We start from the raw sequence: 15604 nt of genomic DNA, 5'->3' as shown, positions 1-15604 counted from the left end.
ACAGGCTCGAACCTAAAAAGCCTCAACAAACTTGCGGGTGATGCTTATAAAGGAGATGTCTGTTTAGCTGGTGTGTCTGAAAATAGCGCGCGGATGTAGTATCAATATTGGTTAACATTAGAGCGAATACGCCGCTTCCTTATGATGTAGGTTACAGCAAAGACAATCCAAATTACCGAATTGAATAAACCCAAAACCGGGCGCTTCTCTCACTTCTCAAGTTGATTCTAGGCCCGTTTTATGACGAAAACAATACAAAAATATTAGCAGTTTAAGACGCTCGTGATTGATGGCGGCTACCACTACACATAGATATCGTCGTCGCGCAGCTAAAGGGTAAAAACGCCTGATATTTCAGTAGTACAATCAATTTGCTGAATAGGGCACTTTGGGGAGGTACGGGTACATTTCCGCTATAGCCGAATTAAAAATTTTGTGTACATCGGGTTTTAATCCTACTTCCATCCGGCGCGATAGCATGGTTATGGGGAAAATACAGTGAGTGGAATCATTCACACATACGGCTTGTGTGGCTCCAATATCATCCTCGAATACGACCCATTGAAAGCTTTCTTGCTCTGTTACAAGAACATCCCCTAGGACAACGCCCAAGGCTTGAAGTAGCAAGGTATCCTTGGTTTCTATGACCTGTTCATTGACGAGCCGTTGTAGCAGTAAAATGTCACGACTATCGCCTTGTAGTTGTTTTCCGAAATGCGTGGCGGTTAACGCATTGATAGATTTTCGCTGCTTATCCATAAAATTCTGGTTTAACCAGTTGAGAGGCCGGAGTTTTGGGCCTGAATGGCTATTGGCGAGAACCTTGTCAGCTATGTCGCTGTCTACTGCGTAGCCGGGTAGGGATAGGAACAGAACGAGTAGAGGGATCAGGTGTTTCATTGAGCGATAGCTTCTATGTAGTGTTTGGCCGAAGATTATAACTAGCTGTATGCTAGTCGTCACTGAGAGAGATCATCGTTAATCGTTAGACTTTACAGATAGTAAGGAACAAAGAGCATGAACAAAGGGTTGGTACTCATTTGCTGTATCGCAGTTGCAGCGGCGGGATTCAGCTACTGGCAGCGCGGCGAGGGCCTGCGTGCCAGTGAAAATCTGCACAAGGAGCTGGTTAGAATGGAGGTGCATGCACAGGCTTTAGAGCAGCAAATCCTAGCTCTTGAGCTGGAAAATCAACAACTTAGGGATCAATCCCTGGAAGATATTATCGAGAATAAAAGCCAAGATATCAGCGAGAAGTGGGCCGATATGGTAGAACACTTCGCCGGGGAAATGGAAAAGCTTGGCGAACTGATTGAGGATGAGTGGAGTGGTAATATTGAACCTACAGCTCCGCCAGCATCGACGACCGAACCCATTTGAATAGCGTGTGATTCTATTGAACCATCAAGATACGAATGATTGTCCCGACGAGTTAACGATATTAAGTGAGCATGAGAGGTTTCTTGTTGCTTACAAGCCTGAGGGCTACAGTATTCATGCTACTGCCGCAAACTCTTCCCACCAGTGTAACTTCACCGCTGAGCTTCGAAAGCAGAGGGGTGATACTACATTGTTTCCGTGCCATCGTCTTGATACGGTTACCTCTGGTGTTGTGTTGGTAGCAAAGGGGGAGAAGGCCAATTCGGAGCTGTCACAGCTGTTCGAGAGAAGAAAAATTGAAAAATACTATATTGCCCTGACAGATAAAAAGCCCAAAAAGAAGCAAGGGTTGGTAAGCGGCGATATGAAGCCCGCAAGGCGGGGTGATTGGAAGCTAAGTAAGAGTAAAGAAAATCCCGCGGTTACCCAGTTTTTTAGTTATGGTCTTGGCAATGGAAGAAGGTTGTTCCTGTTAAAGCCTCATACCGGTAAAACCCACCAAATACGCGTTGCCATGAAGTCTCTGGGGGCGCCCATTCTTGGCGATGAGCGCTACCGCGGCGGGGACTCTGATCGTTGCTATCTCCATGCCTATGGTATTTCTTTTGTTTTGGGTGGTGAGCATTACGCGTTTTATTGCCCCCCAAAAACAGGGCAATTCTTCACTGAAGCTATCATTAATACAACGCTAGCGGAGCACCATCCCCTTGCGTTGCTGCCCTGGCCCAGGGTTCTCTGAGCGTGAAATTGGGGCAAAACTGCTTGCGGGTATTACTACTGTTAAGCTGCTCTTTCGGCGTTTTAACCGGCTGCCAGAAAGAGGAAGGTCAACTCGTTCCCCAGCACCCTCTAGCCAAGCGAAATTGCGGCATAACCTCGACCGCAAAAGCCTCGGGTCCAGACGTAGCCTGCTATTGGTTTAACACGGATAACCGCGCAGGATTCCAGCTCCCCGTGGCCGTTTTTTCGAAAACTCAATATCAAAGTGAAGAGGTCTTGGTTTATATACCCGGAGGGCCCGGTGATGGAATGCAAACGGAGTCCTCGAATCTTGGATACTGGCTGGACTGGTATAGCGAAAGTGGAATCACGGCAGACTTTATTGTTTATACACCGCGTGGTGTGCCGGGCAGTAAGCCTTACTGGTTTTGCGATGAATACGAGTTGGAGTCCATCAAGCTATTAGCCCTCAATTTAAGCTACCAAGAAGAATTAAAGCTTGGGCACAGTCTGTTGGATCAATGCCTAGGACAGTTTGATGATTGGCTAAAATCGAAACTAAAGGTTAAAGGCTCAGCCTTAGCGTTATTTGGAACGGTGCGGCAGGCCGACGATGTACTCTTACTATTGGAGGCTTTGGGTTATGAGCGGTGGCATCTTTGGGGGGTATCTTACGGTTCGCGCGTTGCCTTAGTCGCGTCAGAAGCCGCCGCAAAATCAGAACGTTATAAAAATAAAATACAGACGCAACTGCTCGACTCTCCCTACCCCTTGGATCGCGGGCGCCAGAGCGAGTGGGCGAGTTTGTTGGATAATGCGTTGGCTTTACACCAACAGCATTGGCAGCGATTAAATAGCGATCAGAGTGGGGCGTTTATCGATTATTGGTATAACGCCAATGCGTTGATAGAAAAGATCCAGCAGAGTGAAGCATTTGACCAGGTTAATATTGAAGAATCAAAGCTTTATACAGTTGTCGATAACTGGCACAGCAAAAACTTTGACTACCCTGAACTAAACTCAAACCCGGTCTTTGATTTTCAGGAAATTGGGTTTTACCTGAACAAACATCGTTTACAGGCGATTATGTTTTTTACTTTGTACGATGAAAATCTTCTGGAAAGGTTTTATGAGGCTTTACAGGCTTTTGTTGCAATAGATAGCGATAAAGAGTTACACGAACAACCTTATTCATCGCTGATAGAAACCTTTGTTAATATGAACTTTGACCCTGCATTTAGCAGTCTGGTGTTCTACGCGACTGAGTGTACCGATAATGAACGGGAATTGGATGAGGCTTATGAGCGTGCTGTCGAACAATTTCCTCAGTGGGGTGAGTACCTCGCTTTATTGCAACAATTCGATATTTGTAAGGGCGATAGGTTTACCGCTGGAACAAGTTTTCAGCCGAATTACGTTGCGGGCGTACCCACGATGATAGTGTCAGGCATCTACGATCCTGTAACGCCCTCGAGCTGGGCCTATACGTTAAGTCAGAATATGGAACGACAGGGAAATCCTGTTGTGCTCGTTAATGCGAGAGCCAGTCACAGCGTAATTCGGTCGGGAGCTTGTAGTATCGAGTTAGTCTCTAACTGGCTGGAGGAGAGTACCCGAAAGAGTATTTTATCGGGCCGTTATGATCTTCAATATCGTTTTTGCAATCACTAAAAGGCAAGATAGTTATGGGGCTGGTTTGGCGAAAAAAATTAAAAGCGCGTGATTATCAAGTGCGTAACGCAGGGGAAAGTATCAGGCTTTACACGAACGGGATTTTTCACAGCCAGTGGAACCCGAATGCGCCACTGTCTGGTAGCTTGTGGGACTTGCTGGTGATACCTGCGTTTTTAATGCCTGGAAACCAACATCATAAAGACTTAAATTGTGCAGTCCTGGGGGTTGGAGGCGGTACTATTATAAACCAGCTTAATCATTTCTTTCGACCTGAAACTATTGTTGGGATTGATGTCGACCCGATACATCTATCCATAGCTAAGCACCATTTTGGGGTTAACCAAGCCAACGTCCGGCTCGAAAAAATGTGCGCAAAGGCCTGGGTAGGTGAAGCAAGATGCAAGCAAATGCAGTTCGACTATATTGTCGATGATTTGTTTGTGGGAGACAATGTAAAAGGAGAGTCTTTCGAGCCGGTAAGAGCGATTGTTGCTGACGCCGAGTGGTTGGGCCACTTAGCCTCGTTGCTGAAGAGTAACGGTATGTTAGTAATGAATTACGAATCACTGTCATCGTTCAAGCAAAATGTAGCAACTAAAGACGCCAAAATTCGAAAATTGTTTAGCCGTGTATTTGCATTAACACGTCCGGGTTATCATAATGCCATCGCTGTTTATATGCGTTCTGAAGCGTGTCCACGGCCACTGAAAAGACAATTAATGTCTGCTCTACACGTTTCAGGGGCTTTATCGGGGAAATATTGTGATCGAATTCTGGACTTTAAAATACATGAAATTCGATAGCTTATATTGGGGGAAAGTGATGAAATTAGGGTCTTTTTTCTTAGTAATACTTTTAATGTGGAGTTCTGTAATGGCTGAAACAACTGATAACACTATTTGGATTGATGTGCGTACTGCAGAAGAGTATACAGCTGGCTTCTATAAGGATTCCATCAATATTCCCTATGACATAATTCATGAGAAAATTGCAGCCATTACAGAAGAAAAATCGGCTGATATTCGTGTCTATTGTAGAACCGGGAGGCGTTCTGGTGTAGCTAAAGATATTTTGAATAAAATGGGTTACAGCAATGTTGTTAATGAGGGTGGATACGAAGATCTTCGCAAACGCTAGCCTTTGCGATTTGACAGTTCCAGTACTTTAAATTTGCCATTATTGGTTAGCTGGTTGCACGTTTGAAAAACACGCCCTGCAATTTTTTCTAGCGGGATAAAGGCATTTACCACAAAAAATGCAGTCCCAGAGGGTTTAAGTAGGCGTAAAGCAGCCTGAACAAAGCTTCGCGTCAACTTTTCGTCTACGCCAAAACCTTGATGAAACGGTGGGTTACATAAAATAATATCGGCCTTTGTAACGATTCTATCACCGCAATTGGCCGCTATTACGTTGAAATTTTCAGCGCCGGCTTGTTTGAGGTTATAGTATGTTAGCGCTATTGCTGCTGCGTTGTTATCTGTCGCCGTGATATTCGCTATGCCGTACGCATGTAAAGCTAGAGAGAGATAGCCGTAGCCACACCCTAGGTCTATTGCTGTGCAATGTGGCAGTTTATCCCTATCCTGATTGAGCTGTGTCCAGCCGTAAAATTGCTCCGTTAGTAGCCGGCTTCCCTCGTCGATTTTTTCCCAGCCATAGATGCCAGGCTTACTGTACAAATCCATATCAAATACTTCACCAATTTTTCGTGTGCTGGCATAGTTTTTGTGATCGAGAAGCTCTGGAGTATTTTCGCCTGATCGGTATGAGTACAGTAGTTCGGAAAGGTAGCTGTTGCCATATTTCTTGCTGCTGCCCGACAACCCGAGATTTTTGTTGCACTTGTTCACATAGCCTTTAATCCCATCATTTTTTTGCCCCGCGAGTATTAATTGTCCCCCAGACACTAGCAATTGCACACTGTGGTTTAAAATCCAGTGGACAATAGGGCGTTCTTTGGATATTCGATAGAAAATAGTGTGGTACCGGGTGTTGGCTATTTCCGGTTCGGCAAAATCAAAATCCGAGTAGTGAACGGATGCATCTTTTCCTGTTAGCGCTTGTTTGGCGATTTCAGCTAAATCATACCGGTTAGTTATCAGCGTGAGAGATTCAAATGCACTGAGGGCCTGCACCGTCTCGAGCGGCATATTTTCGTCTGCAATCCACAATACCCGCGCCGGGGCCGCTGGGCGAACTTGCTGCATCAGGGAATAAATTTGCGCTGGGTCTGATTTCTTCAAAATTTGCTTAGCCTTGAAAATGTTGGATCTCGTCTAAGGTTAACTCTCGACAGCGGCCCAATTTCAAATTCTTATCCAGAAAAACATTGCCAATGGAAACCCTGTGTAATTGCGTGACGCGATTGCCACAGGCCGCGAACATGCGTTTAACTTGGTGGTATTTACCTTCCTGGATATCGAGGTATGCCTGATGGCTGTCTACAATACTCAAAATGGCTGGCTTGGTTTTTTTACTCTCATTTTTCAGAGATAGCCCTACGCTGAATAAATCGACAAGTTCAGCGCTTATAGGGGCTTCGGTTTCAACTAGGTAGCGCTTAAAACACTTTTTGCTAGGGGCGGTAACGCGGTGATTCCAATCTCCATCAGTTGTTACCAAAACAAGTCCGGTAGTGTCGATGTCCAATCGACCAACAATTTGAAGTTTCTCAAGTTTGTTATACCCTGTCTCTTTCAAAAAATGCTGCTGTATTAAATCAATAACCGTTGGATGCAGGTTATCGGTATTGGCACAAACATACCCCGCAGGTTTGTTAACCATTAAATAGCGTTCGGACAAGGGCTTGATCAAGTGTCCGTCAGCGATAATGTGGTCAATATCTACTCGTATTGCCTGAGCTGTTTTGCTGGCAGGGACGTTATTGATGCTCACCCTGCCAGCTTTAACCAGCTTTGCGATATCTGCTCTGCTGTACTGGGAGTTTGTCGCAATAAATTTATCCAGGCGCATAGTAACGCCGATTAACTCATGGATTTCTCGCCTGAGTCTACGGTTTGATAGATAAGCGTATTTATGGTCATTGGGCCGACGCCGCCGGGTACCGGCGTAATGGCGCTAGCGCGCTCCTGTAGCGGTGCCAGTTCGATATCGCCAACACCTCCAGGGTGATAGCCCGCGTCGACGACAACGGCGCCATCTTTGATCCATTCTGCTTTGATAAATTCAGGAATACCCACTGCGCCAACAACAATATCGGCCTGTTTAATATGGTCCTGCAGGTTCTGAGTTCTCGAATGGCATATAGTGACCGTGGCATTTGCGTTTAGCAGCATCAACGCCATGGGCTTACCCAAAATGGGGCTGCGCCCTACAACAACTGCATGACGGCCTTCTAGTGGTATCTCATAGGCCTCCAGCAAGCGCATAATACCTTTAGGCGTTGCGCAGCCATAGGCATCCTCTCCCATTGCCATGCGGCCAAACCCCAAGCAGGTAACGCCATCGACGTCCTTGTTTAGTTGTATGGCATCAAAGCACGCACGCTCATCAATTTGCTCCGGAACGGGATGCTGCAACAAGATTCCGTGAACATCTGGATTGGTATTAAGCTCTTCGATTTTGGCAAGCAGCTGCTCAGTCGTGGTGGAGGAGGGCAGTTCGACTTTTAGCGAGTCCATACCGACTCGGCTGCACGCATTTCCTTTCATTCGCACGTATGTAGCGGATGCCGGATCGTCGCCGACAAGAATGGTCGCTAGTATCGGCGCACTGCTGGTTGTTTGCTTGAGAGCCTTAACACGCTCAGCTAATTCGGATTCTGTTTTTTGTGCAAGTGCTTTGCCATCTAGGAGCAGTGCGGGCATGGGGTGTTTCCTTGGTTTGGTTCAACAGAAGTGAGCTTTACTAGGTCGAAACTCGACAGGCTATCTCCGTGGGCGGGCATTTTCCCATAGCTGGGGCTAAGCACCAAGCACTCTGTAAATTGGAGCATGAAAAAATCTTTAAAAACCATCAACTTGGGCGTTGACGGACATGATGCTCCTCTGTATTATGCACGCCTCTCGAAACACGGCTATATAGCCCTCTGTAGTCGGAGTGTAGCGCAGCCTGGTAGCGCGTCTGCTTTGGGAGCAGAATGTCGGGGGTTCGAATCCCTCCACTCCGACCAAATCGAGCCTATGTCAAATTGGCGTTTTTTACTGATATTGTTGAATATATTCTAAGCCGGTAGATAATCGTACCGTTTGCAAGCACTGTCAGTTTTATTGACGGCAAGATAGATACGCGCCCGTAGCTCAGTTGGATAGAGCATCCGCCTTCTAAGCGGACGGTCGCAGGTTCGAATCCTGCCGGGCGCGCCAGTTTCAAGCATGCTTTAAATGGTGACTGTAGCTCAGTTGGTAGAGCCCTGGATTGTGATTCCAGTGGTCGCGGGTTCGAACCCCGTCAGTCACCCCATTCTTTTTTTCTTTTGCCGATACGGTAACCACTCGAACAAATTCCACGCTAAAGTTAATAAAACGCTGTTAGGCATGCAAGTATTACAAAGTGTGATAACTACTGGATGCCCGAATGAACATTCGAGCATTTGTCGGAGCGCCCATATAGAGTGGGACGCCTTGCAACCCAGCTTAGACTCTCTTAAGCCCGCTAACTCGCTGCTTTAAGAGTGACACTGCAGTATTTGCTTTTTTGAGAATCTTTGACGCACTCTGTACAAAAAAGCCAGCAATCTCCCTCTGTTCGACAGCTTTGACACTTTCTTTTCATCGCGTTCTGTTTGTTAATGTCTCGGCATGCTTGGGTGTACTGTTCTAGATGCTTATAAAACGTCATGGCGACTTCTCTACGCTGGTAAATCTGAATTACGCAAAACCATTTGCGCGGTAACAAAACCTCCTATGTCGTTGTATGCGTACGGTTTATTAATTAAACCGTATTTCGTTATTCCACCTTACTCGCATTTGCTGCTCAAATATTGATCTACGTCAATATTATGCTGTCCTGCAGCATTTTAAAATCTCATAAATAGCCCGCTCTATAGAACAGTTAATACTCGGAATTTATATGATGCGGGAGTACTTGGGCCCTGAGTTTTCGGTTTTTAGCTTCGCCTGGAGGTAGGCATCGAAGGTCATACAGACGCGACGTATCAGTAGTCGGCCGGTATCCTTGACGAGCAATCTGTCGTCGTAAACATCAATAAGGCCGTCGTTGGCAAGTGGGATGAGGGTTTTTAGTTCATCAGCAAAGTATTCTTTAAAAGAAAGGTTATAGCGTTGCTCGATTTCTATGAAAGACAGCTCAAAATGGCAGATGAGCTCGGAAATAACCGTTTGTCGGATTTTATCATCCAGAGAAAGCTCTATGCCTTTGTGGATGGGGAGTTTGTTTTCTTCGAGCGCAGAATAGTATGTATCTATTGTTTTGTGATTCTGAATATAGGTGCTGCCGAAGGTTGCAATTGCGGATACGCCAAAGGAGAACAACTCACAGTTTCCGTGAGTCGAGTAGCCTTGGAAGTTGCGATGCAGCTTTTTCTCCAGCTGTGCTTTTGCCAGCTCATCTTCCGGAAGCGCAAAATGGTCCATACCAACATAGATATAGCCCGCGTTTAAAAGCTGTTCGATGCTGTTGTGCAAAATTTGTAGTTTTTCCTGTGGTTCAGGTAGCTGACTTGCGTCTATTCGCTTCTGGGTTTTGAACAGCTCGGGCATATGCGCATAGTTGAAAATAGAGATACGGTCAGGGTGGATATCAATTACTTTTTTGAGCGACTGCGTAAACGATTCGACCGATTGCAAAGGTAGGCCATAGATCAAATCGATGCTTGTCGATTTAAACTTCAATTGCTTCGCCGTGAGCATAAGAGCAGCAACTTCCTCAAAGCTATTAAAACGGTTTACGGCTTTCTGTACATCGGGATCGAAGTCCTGCACTCCCATGCTGAGCCGGTTAAAGCCAAGCTTGCGGATGTGAGCCAAACGCTGGGGGGTCACCCCTTTGGGGTGGATCTCAATGGCGTATTCGCCACTATCGTCGGTGCGAAGCATAAAATTGTCTGCAATAGCAGACATCAGCGTGCCCATTTGCTCATCGGTCAGGTAAGTCGGAGTGCCTCCGCCCCAGTGAAGTTGGTCGACGGATCTACTTTGATCAATGTGATCGGCCTGCAGCTGAATTTCTTTTAGCAGGGCTTGCAGGTAGGGTTCGGCAAGTTTGTGATTGGCGGTGATGATTTTATTGCAGGCGCAGTAATAGCAGACGGTGTCGCAAAACGGAATATGAAAATACAGTGAAAGTGGTGCCTGGGATAGGTTGCTATTTTTTGCGGCCATTGCCCAGTCAGGCTCATTAAAGCCAGTTTTAAACTGTGGAGCGGTGGGGTAGGAGGTGTATCGTGGGCCGGACAGATCATGCTTGCGAATAAGGTCAATATCCCAAAGCTGGCTTACTTTTCTAGACATAAATAACTTTCTTGTGGCGATAGTGTTTGTATTTTTAGCAGCTGATTATACGGAGTTTCGATGGAAACAATTGCTCCCTCAATAACCGGAATGTAAACTCAGCAGTCTTTTGCCCTTCATACTATGGGTAGCAGTGGCAAAGCATACCATTTAGCGTGAATTATACCTGTAACCAAGAGGCTTTTGCTTGTATGTCCCATAATCACACATCCACATCATCAAGCATGCTCGATGGAATGCGTCGTTTGGTTTCCGGGGTTTGCGTTATCACTGCAAACAATGGGGACGGAGAAAGGTCTGCAATGACAGCGTCATCCGTAACTTCCGTCTCTGCTGAGCCACCATCGCTACTGGTATGTGTTAACCGCCAGGCGCGATTGGATCAGGCCATGATTGAAAGTGGGGCCTTCTGCGTGAATGTGCTTGGGCCGAAACATGAGCAAATATCAACCATTTGCGCTACGCCAGAAAAAGGTTGCACTCGCTTTGAATTAGGAGATTGGGCCCTGGATGAAGAGACCGGTCTTTCTTTTCTTGCGGACGCTCAGGCTGTATTTTTCTGTCGCAAACAAGCTACCCATGCCTACGGCACACACAATATTTTTATCGGGGATGTTTTGCGCACACGTGTGACTGAGGGAGAGGTGAAATCCCTCGCATACCTAAATGGTTCCTACAGGATGCTATAGCACAGGTTAACTCTCGCTGCGGGGTAGCTTAATAATAAAACTGGTGCCTTTGCCCTGTTCGCTTTCAACTTCAATTGAGCCCTCATGGTGCTCTTTAATAATAAAATAGCTCACACTTAAACCTAGGCCGGTTCCTTGCCCTAACTCCTTGGTCGTGTAGAAAGGCTCAAATATGTGCATTTGTATTTCCTCCGGAATTCCCGGGCCGTTATCGGAAACCCTTATTACTGCGTGACTTTTGGTTTGAGAAAGAGAAATACAAATTTCGGGTGGGCAGGCATGTTCTTTTGGGTTGCTCTGTAATGCTTGGACCGCGTTCCTCAACAGGTTTAAAAGCACTTGCTGAATTTCAGTGGGTGAACAGTATGCCTTTACACTCTCATCAATTAGCTCTGTTTTTATGCTGGGAAGTCCAGATCCAGAGTGCAACTGAACCTCGAAAGTATTAGTAGCGAGGTCCAAAGTGTGGTTTATAAGTGTCTTCAGCTCAATGTGCTGATGTTTTATATCGTTGCCGCGAGAGAACTCCAGCAGGCTTTTCACAATGTTAGCCGCTCTTTCACCGGCTTCACGTATATTTTCTAAGAACTGCGGAATACTTCGTTTATCCAGGTAAGCATAGGTTTGCTCAAGGTTTAAATCCAATTTCCGAGCCTGATCGCGGTTCGCAGGAAGATCCAGTGATATCCTGCGTTGTATATTCTGAGTGTTGCTCAAGATGCCAGCGAGGGGGTTGTTAATTTCATGAGCCACACCTGCGGCCAGTTCGCCAAGGCTCATCATCTTCTCGTTCTGGATCAGAAGATTCTCCATTCGTACGCGCGGTGTTACGTCTTCTGCCAATATTACCGCGCCCGACATTTCTGTGGACATTAACGGGTAAATGGTCAGGCTGGTGAACGTAGCCTGAGAGCCCACGCCATCTTTAATATTGTCGCTGTTATAGGGGATGCCGCTGCGGATAGTTTCACCGACGACTTCCATTGATACGGGCAGTTCAGGAAATGCTTGCTCAATATGGGAGCCTACAGCTTCCTCTGCCGTAAGCTTGGCAACCTTGGCGGCAGAGTCATTCCAGTGGGTAATATAACCGTCAGGAGTAATACCAATTAGTACGGCAGGCATGGAGTTAATCATGCAATTCATATATTCCTGGGTTTCTCGTAGCAATTCTTCCGTTGCTTCGTGGCGAACGATCTCTCTGAATAACTGATGTTTGGCATTCTCCGGCTCTGCATTACTCGGGGTTCCGTTGTTGATCTTGGTTTGGTTGCGAATGCGAAATATTAGAACAATCTGCAGGGCTATTGCTACGCATAAGGCGATGAATGCTAGACTTAAGAAACCAGAGTTATTACTGCCCAATAATGTGCCCGTTGGGTTCGCGCAGGCGGGGAGAGCTAGGGGTAAAAATAGCGTAGATAGAACGGTTGGAAGTTTGTTTGGTCGTCGCAAGAAAAACATAATTAGGTCATTTGACTCAAGATTAAACATGAGTATTTGAGAAACACTCCGGGTTCCGGTTTTAACTGTAAAAACGATTATGACGGAGAAATGAAAAAAAGGCCGTAACTATTTGACAAGCGTAAGGAAAACGGTAGAATGCGCCCCTCTCGCAACAGGGTAGTCTGAGTTTTACACTCAAAAGCGGGTGGTTAGCTCAGTTGGGAGAGCGACGGCCTTACAAGCCGTAGGTCACAGGTTCGACCCCTGTACCACCCACCATATTCTGTTTGAGATACCGCGGCCCGGTAGTTCAGTTGGTTAGAATGCCGGCCTGTCACGCCGGAGGTCGAGGGTTCAAGTCCCTTCCGGGTCGCCAAATACAAAAAAGCCCCGCTCTTAAAAGGGTGGGGCTTTTTTGTATTTGCTATAAACGCATCTGGTTGATTGTTGTTTCAGGGTACACACAGCTTCCTTCTGGTTTTTTAGCCGAAAACAACAAAACCCACGCTAAAATAATTAAAATCAAACCTTTCTGTAAAATCCCTGTCATATAGGCGGTGTTATATTTCTGTACACCAGAAAACAACAAAAAATTGATAGGAATAGTAATGAACGATTATTTAGAAGATCTACTTTGCTCCAACGAGCAGGGGGTATATGAAGATTGGGATGCCGATGGGCAGGATATGGAAATACATGAAGAAGACGATTTGGACGAATGTGAAACCTTCTAAGAACGCCTCTTTTCCCAACTATCCGTTTTATACCTCGCACGCAGTCAATTCAATTTAAATCCTCTTATAGAAAATACGCCATAGAAAAGGGCCGAGAGTCCGATTTCTGGCGCCTCTATCTGATTTCTGAAGGGCAGTTCACAACGCAATGGCTTTTGCTGGTCAATAATAAGTAGATATCAGCAATTTGACGGTGCCAGTCAACGTGATCTTCGACCATGATGAGTTAGCTCAAGCAATATTCTTTTTTGAGAATGATGGCCTTCCAAGCAAGGAAATGCACTACTCCGAGTTTGAGGCAATTCTCGACGGCTACGTGCCTGCGGTCGAATGGGCCGAGCGCACGGCAAAAGCCGTTTTTTTGGAGATTGATTCACGCTTTCGTATTCGCACTACGATCTTCTTTACTATCGGATTTACGCCAAAGGGAAAGGTTGTCGATAGCTGGAATATTCCACTGGATCAACTGGTATCCAACGCATTGCGTGGTCCAGATCTCGGGGCTGGGCCGATTCGGCTAGTGTGCGCCAGCCAGTGCCCAATACGCTACTTTCAGGATGCACTATGGGATCCTGATATGCGCTCCTCTCGCAATCAATTGCAGATGCTGACTAAAGCGGTCAAGCGCAATAAGCTCTCTATTCAATTTCGGGATAATCCAGAGGAAGCACCTGAGCCTGTACATCGTGGCGCAGGTGGACTGGAAAAGCACACTTCACATGAACTTCGAAATGAGTATGCAAAGGAGTTTCGGGACCAGATGGCGCAGATTCTCAAGGATCAGCGCCTTAGGTCGGCGACGATATCGAAGGATAATGAACGGTCTCTCACCGCTTTAAAGTTAGAGCACAGCAATAGAATAGAAGAGTATCGAAGTTTAATCGCAGATAAGAGCCGTTCGATTGAAGAGGAAAAGGAGCGGAACCGGGCGCTAAAAGACACAATTGAAGGCCAGGCGCAGAAAATAGAGGGTTTACGTGAATATTTTGAGCACAAGCTCGAAAAAGCAGAAGGGCAGGAGTCTGAATATGCTCAGGCACTGCGAGAAAACTATGCTACGGAGTTAGATGCAAAACTAGAGGCGGCAACAACAGAGTTAAAGGAAATGCTGCAGATGCGGGAGGTCGAACTGATGTACCGTAACGAGCAGGAAAGCCAGCTGAGAGATGAAGTGGCTCGTTTACGCAAGGACAATCAGGGCTTGGTGGGTAGCTCTCACGATGAGTTGTTGAGTAAGATGGTGTCGCAAGGGGTAAGCTTTGTTACCTACCAGCCTGGCGCCGGCCATATCACCATCCCTTTAAGCGACATTGCAGACTACATGGCTAATCCAGTAGCATATGCCGCCGGCCAATGTGGAGTGCAAGAAGCGCACTACAAAGCTTGGTTGGAGCACTATCAAGCGCCGGTTTGTACGGCATTGGGTTCCGATGGCGGTATCTGCGGGGAGAATGTTTCCCGGGTCAGTAATCCGGCCGATTTTCACAGCGGCGATCAGGATCGTTGCAAAGAGCACAAAGAGATCAAAGGTGCCAAAAGTCTCAAGGTTGTCAGCGGCTAAAAATCTGGATCAATTCCTAACAATCACACCGGAAGCTATCGCGAACACAGCGCCATTACAGGAGTTGGAGACTTTCGCTACGCTTGCTGGCGGGCCTCAGTTGAGCCTGCTACGTCTGGATATGATTGATCCGGTGTTAAGCGGGAATAAGCTATTCAAGCTGTACTATCATTTAGAAGCGTACGCTGAGGTTGGGGAGGGAAAATCTATTGCTAGCTTTGGCGGAGCTTATTCTAATCATCTTCACGCGCTGGCGGCGCTCGGGCGGCAACTTGGGATACCAACCATTGGGGTGATCCGCGGTGAGCCAAGCTCGGTGGTTAACGCGACATTACACGATTTGACTGCTATGGGCATGCGGCTTCACTTCGTTTCTCGAGCAGATTACAAGCGTCGTTACGAGCAGGAGTGGATGGACCAGCTTGGCACTATTCTTGGCCCGGTTTTTTGGGTGCCAGAAGGTGGTGGTGGCGAATTGGGCACTAAGGGCTGTATTGCAATAGGGGATACCCTTAAGAATAGGGTGGGTGACGCCCATACGATTGCGCTGGCTTGTGGTACAGGTTCGACTATCACTGGTGTAATACAGGGGATTAAAGGTAGCTCCGTATCGAAAGTTCTAGGGTATAGTGCTTTGAAAGGTGCGCAGAGCTGGCTCGAGAATCATGTCAATGAGGGGTTGGAACGTTTTCTTGGAGTCTCATCTCCACGAAAAATTGAGTGGCAAATCAATAGCGAATATCACTGTGGTGGTTTTGGGCAATATCCGGCAAGTCTAGCGGCATTTGTTCAATATTTTGAAGCGCAAACACAGGTTTTATTGGATCCGGTATACACTGCTAAGATGCTGTATGGCATTACGTCGATGGTCAATCAGGGTGCATGGCCAGAGGGTGCCAGGATTATTGCGATTCATACGGGCGGATTGCAGGGTAAACGGGGTATCAATAGCTAAACCGTTAGCGTTTA

The 15604-nt window shown here is 46.6% G+C and carries 15 protein-coding genes and 5 tRNA genes; 14 read left to right on the top strand and 6 right to left on the bottom strand.

Going from position 1 to position 15604, the window contains the following annotated elements; translation table 11 throughout:
* Positions 1 to 366: 366 nt before the first annotated feature.
* On the bottom strand, positions 367 to 900 hold the full coding sequence (locus tag H5715_RS06045) for a DUF3806 domain-containing protein (RefSeq protein WP_075187393.1): 534 nt from the start codon (positions 898 to 900) through the stop codon (positions 367 to 369).
* A 117-nt stretch (positions 901 to 1017) separates the two neighbouring features.
* On the opposite strand from H5715_RS06045, the gene H5715_RS06040 reads away from it, so the two are divergent.
* From H5715_RS06040 to H5715_RS06020, 5 genes are all read left to right on the top strand, one after another.
* On the top strand, positions 1018 to 1380 hold the full coding sequence (locus H5715_RS06040) for a hypothetical protein (protein ID WP_075187394.1): 363 nt from the start codon (positions 1018 to 1020) through the stop codon (positions 1378 to 1380).
* A gap of 16 nt (positions 1381 to 1396) precedes the next feature.
* Positions 1397 to 2119, top strand: coding sequence for a TIGR01621 family pseudouridine synthase (locus tag H5715_RS06035; RefSeq protein ID WP_246434712.1), 723 nt, complete (start codon positions 1397 to 1399; stop codon positions 2117 to 2119).
* Positions 2120 to 2121: 2 nt separating this feature from the next.
* Complete coding sequence (locus H5715_RS06030; RefSeq protein ID WP_075187395.1) at positions 2122 to 3771, top strand: alpha/beta hydrolase; 1650 nt, start codon at positions 2122 to 2124, stop codon at positions 3769 to 3771.
* A 14-nt stretch (positions 3772 to 3785) separates the two neighbouring features.
* A complete protein-coding gene (locus H5715_RS06025; protein WP_075187396.1) occupies positions 3786 to 4577 on the top strand; it encodes a methyltransferase domain-containing protein in 792 nt (263 codons plus the stop codon).
* A gap of 70 nt (positions 4578 to 4647) precedes the next feature.
* Positions 4648 to 4911: a rhodanese-like domain-containing protein gene (locus tag H5715_RS06020; RefSeq protein ID WP_075187397.1), complete on the top strand. Its 264-nt coding sequence runs from the start codon at positions 4648 to 4650 to the stop codon at positions 4909 to 4911.
* On the opposite strand, the gene H5715_RS06015 is transcribed toward H5715_RS06020, so the two are convergent.
* Genes H5715_RS06015 through folD form a run of 3 tightly spaced genes read right to left on the bottom strand, consistent with a single transcriptional unit; the run spans position 4908 to position 7601 of the window.
* Entirely contained in the window at positions 4908 to 6017 is a 1110-nt protein-coding gene (locus H5715_RS06015) for a class I SAM-dependent methyltransferase (protein WP_139309896.1), read from the bottom strand. The genes H5715_RS06020 and H5715_RS06015 overlap by 4 nt on opposite strands.
* 7 nt (positions 6018 to 6024) lie before the next feature.
* Positions 6025 to 6747: a pseudouridine synthase gene (locus H5715_RS06010; protein WP_075187399.1), complete on the bottom strand. Its 723-nt coding sequence runs from the start codon at positions 6745 to 6747 to the stop codon at positions 6025 to 6027.
* Positions 6748 to 6758: 11 nt separating this feature from the next.
* A complete protein-coding gene (gene folD / locus H5715_RS06005) occupies positions 6759 to 7601 on the bottom strand; it encodes a bifunctional methylenetetrahydrofolate dehydrogenase/methenyltetrahydrofolate cyclohydrolase FolD (protein WP_075187400.1) in 843 nt (280 codons plus the stop codon).
* Between the two features lie 228 nt (positions 7602 to 7829).
* On the opposite strand from folD, the gene H5715_RS06000 reads away from it, so the two are divergent.
* The 3 genes from H5715_RS06000 to H5715_RS05990 all read left to right on the top strand — a co-directional run bounded on the left by H5715_RS06000 (position 7830) and on the right by H5715_RS05990 (position 8196).
* A tRNA-Pro gene (locus tag H5715_RS06000) sits at positions 7830 to 7906 on the top strand.
* Positions 7907 to 8022: 116 nt separating this feature from the next.
* Positions 8023 to 8099, top strand: a tRNA-Arg gene (locus H5715_RS05995).
* Positions 8100 to 8120: 21 nt separating this feature from the next.
* A tRNA-His gene (locus H5715_RS05990) sits at positions 8121 to 8196 on the top strand.
* Positions 8197 to 8801: 605 nt separating this feature from the next.
* Here the strand turns inward: H5715_RS05990 and hemN are convergent.
* On the bottom strand, positions 8802 to 10205 hold the full coding sequence (gene hemN / locus H5715_RS05985; protein WP_075187401.1) for an oxygen-independent coproporphyrinogen III oxidase: 1404 nt from the start codon (positions 10203 to 10205) through the stop codon (positions 8802 to 8804).
* A gap of 191 nt (positions 10206 to 10396) precedes the next feature.
* On the opposite strand from hemN, the gene H5715_RS05980 reads away from it, so the two are divergent.
* A complete protein-coding gene (locus tag H5715_RS05980; RefSeq protein WP_075187402.1) occupies positions 10397 to 10894 on the top strand; it encodes a flavin reductase family protein in 498 nt (165 codons plus the stop codon).
* A 6-nt stretch (positions 10895 to 10900) separates the two neighbouring features.
* Here H5715_RS05980 and H5715_RS05975 read toward each other — a convergent pair whose 3' ends face one another.
* Complete coding sequence (locus tag H5715_RS05975) at positions 10901 to 12259, bottom strand: two-component system sensor histidine kinase NtrB (RefSeq protein ID WP_175574325.1); 1359 nt, start codon at positions 12257 to 12259, stop codon at positions 10901 to 10903.
* Between the two features lie 284 nt (positions 12260 to 12543).
* Between H5715_RS05975 and H5715_RS05970 the strand changes: the two genes are divergently transcribed.
* From H5715_RS05970 to H5715_RS05955, 5 genes are all read left to right on the top strand, one after another.
* Positions 12544 to 12619 (top strand) — tRNA-Val (locus H5715_RS05970).
* A 20-nt stretch (positions 12620 to 12639) separates the two neighbouring features.
* Positions 12640 to 12716: transfer RNA gene (locus H5715_RS05965), tRNA-Asp, on the top strand.
* A gap of 232 nt (positions 12717 to 12948) precedes the next feature.
* On the top strand, positions 12949 to 13074 hold the full coding sequence (locus H5715_RS20390; protein ID WP_281388193.1) for a hypothetical protein: 126 nt from the start codon (positions 12949 to 12951) through the stop codon (positions 13072 to 13074).
* Positions 13075 to 13279: 205 nt separating this feature from the next.
* On the top strand, positions 13280 to 14635 hold the full coding sequence (locus H5715_RS05960) for an MICOS complex subunit MIC60 (protein WP_246434711.1): 1356 nt from the start codon (positions 13280 to 13282) through the stop codon (positions 14633 to 14635).
* A complete protein-coding gene (locus H5715_RS05955; protein WP_175574326.1) occupies positions 14604 to 15590 on the top strand; it encodes a 1-aminocyclopropane-1-carboxylate deaminase/D-cysteine desulfhydrase in 987 nt (328 codons plus the stop codon). The genes H5715_RS05960 and H5715_RS05955 overlap by 32 nt, the downstream gene beginning before the upstream one ends.
* The last annotated feature ends 14 nt before the right edge of the window (positions 15591 to 15604 follow it).

Source organism: Teredinibacter haidensis, assembly GCF_014211975.1.
GTDB lineage: Bacteria > Pseudomonadota > Gammaproteobacteria > Pseudomonadales > Cellvibrionaceae > Teredinibacter > Teredinibacter haidensis.
This window is presented reverse-complemented; position numbering and strand designations above follow the sequence as displayed.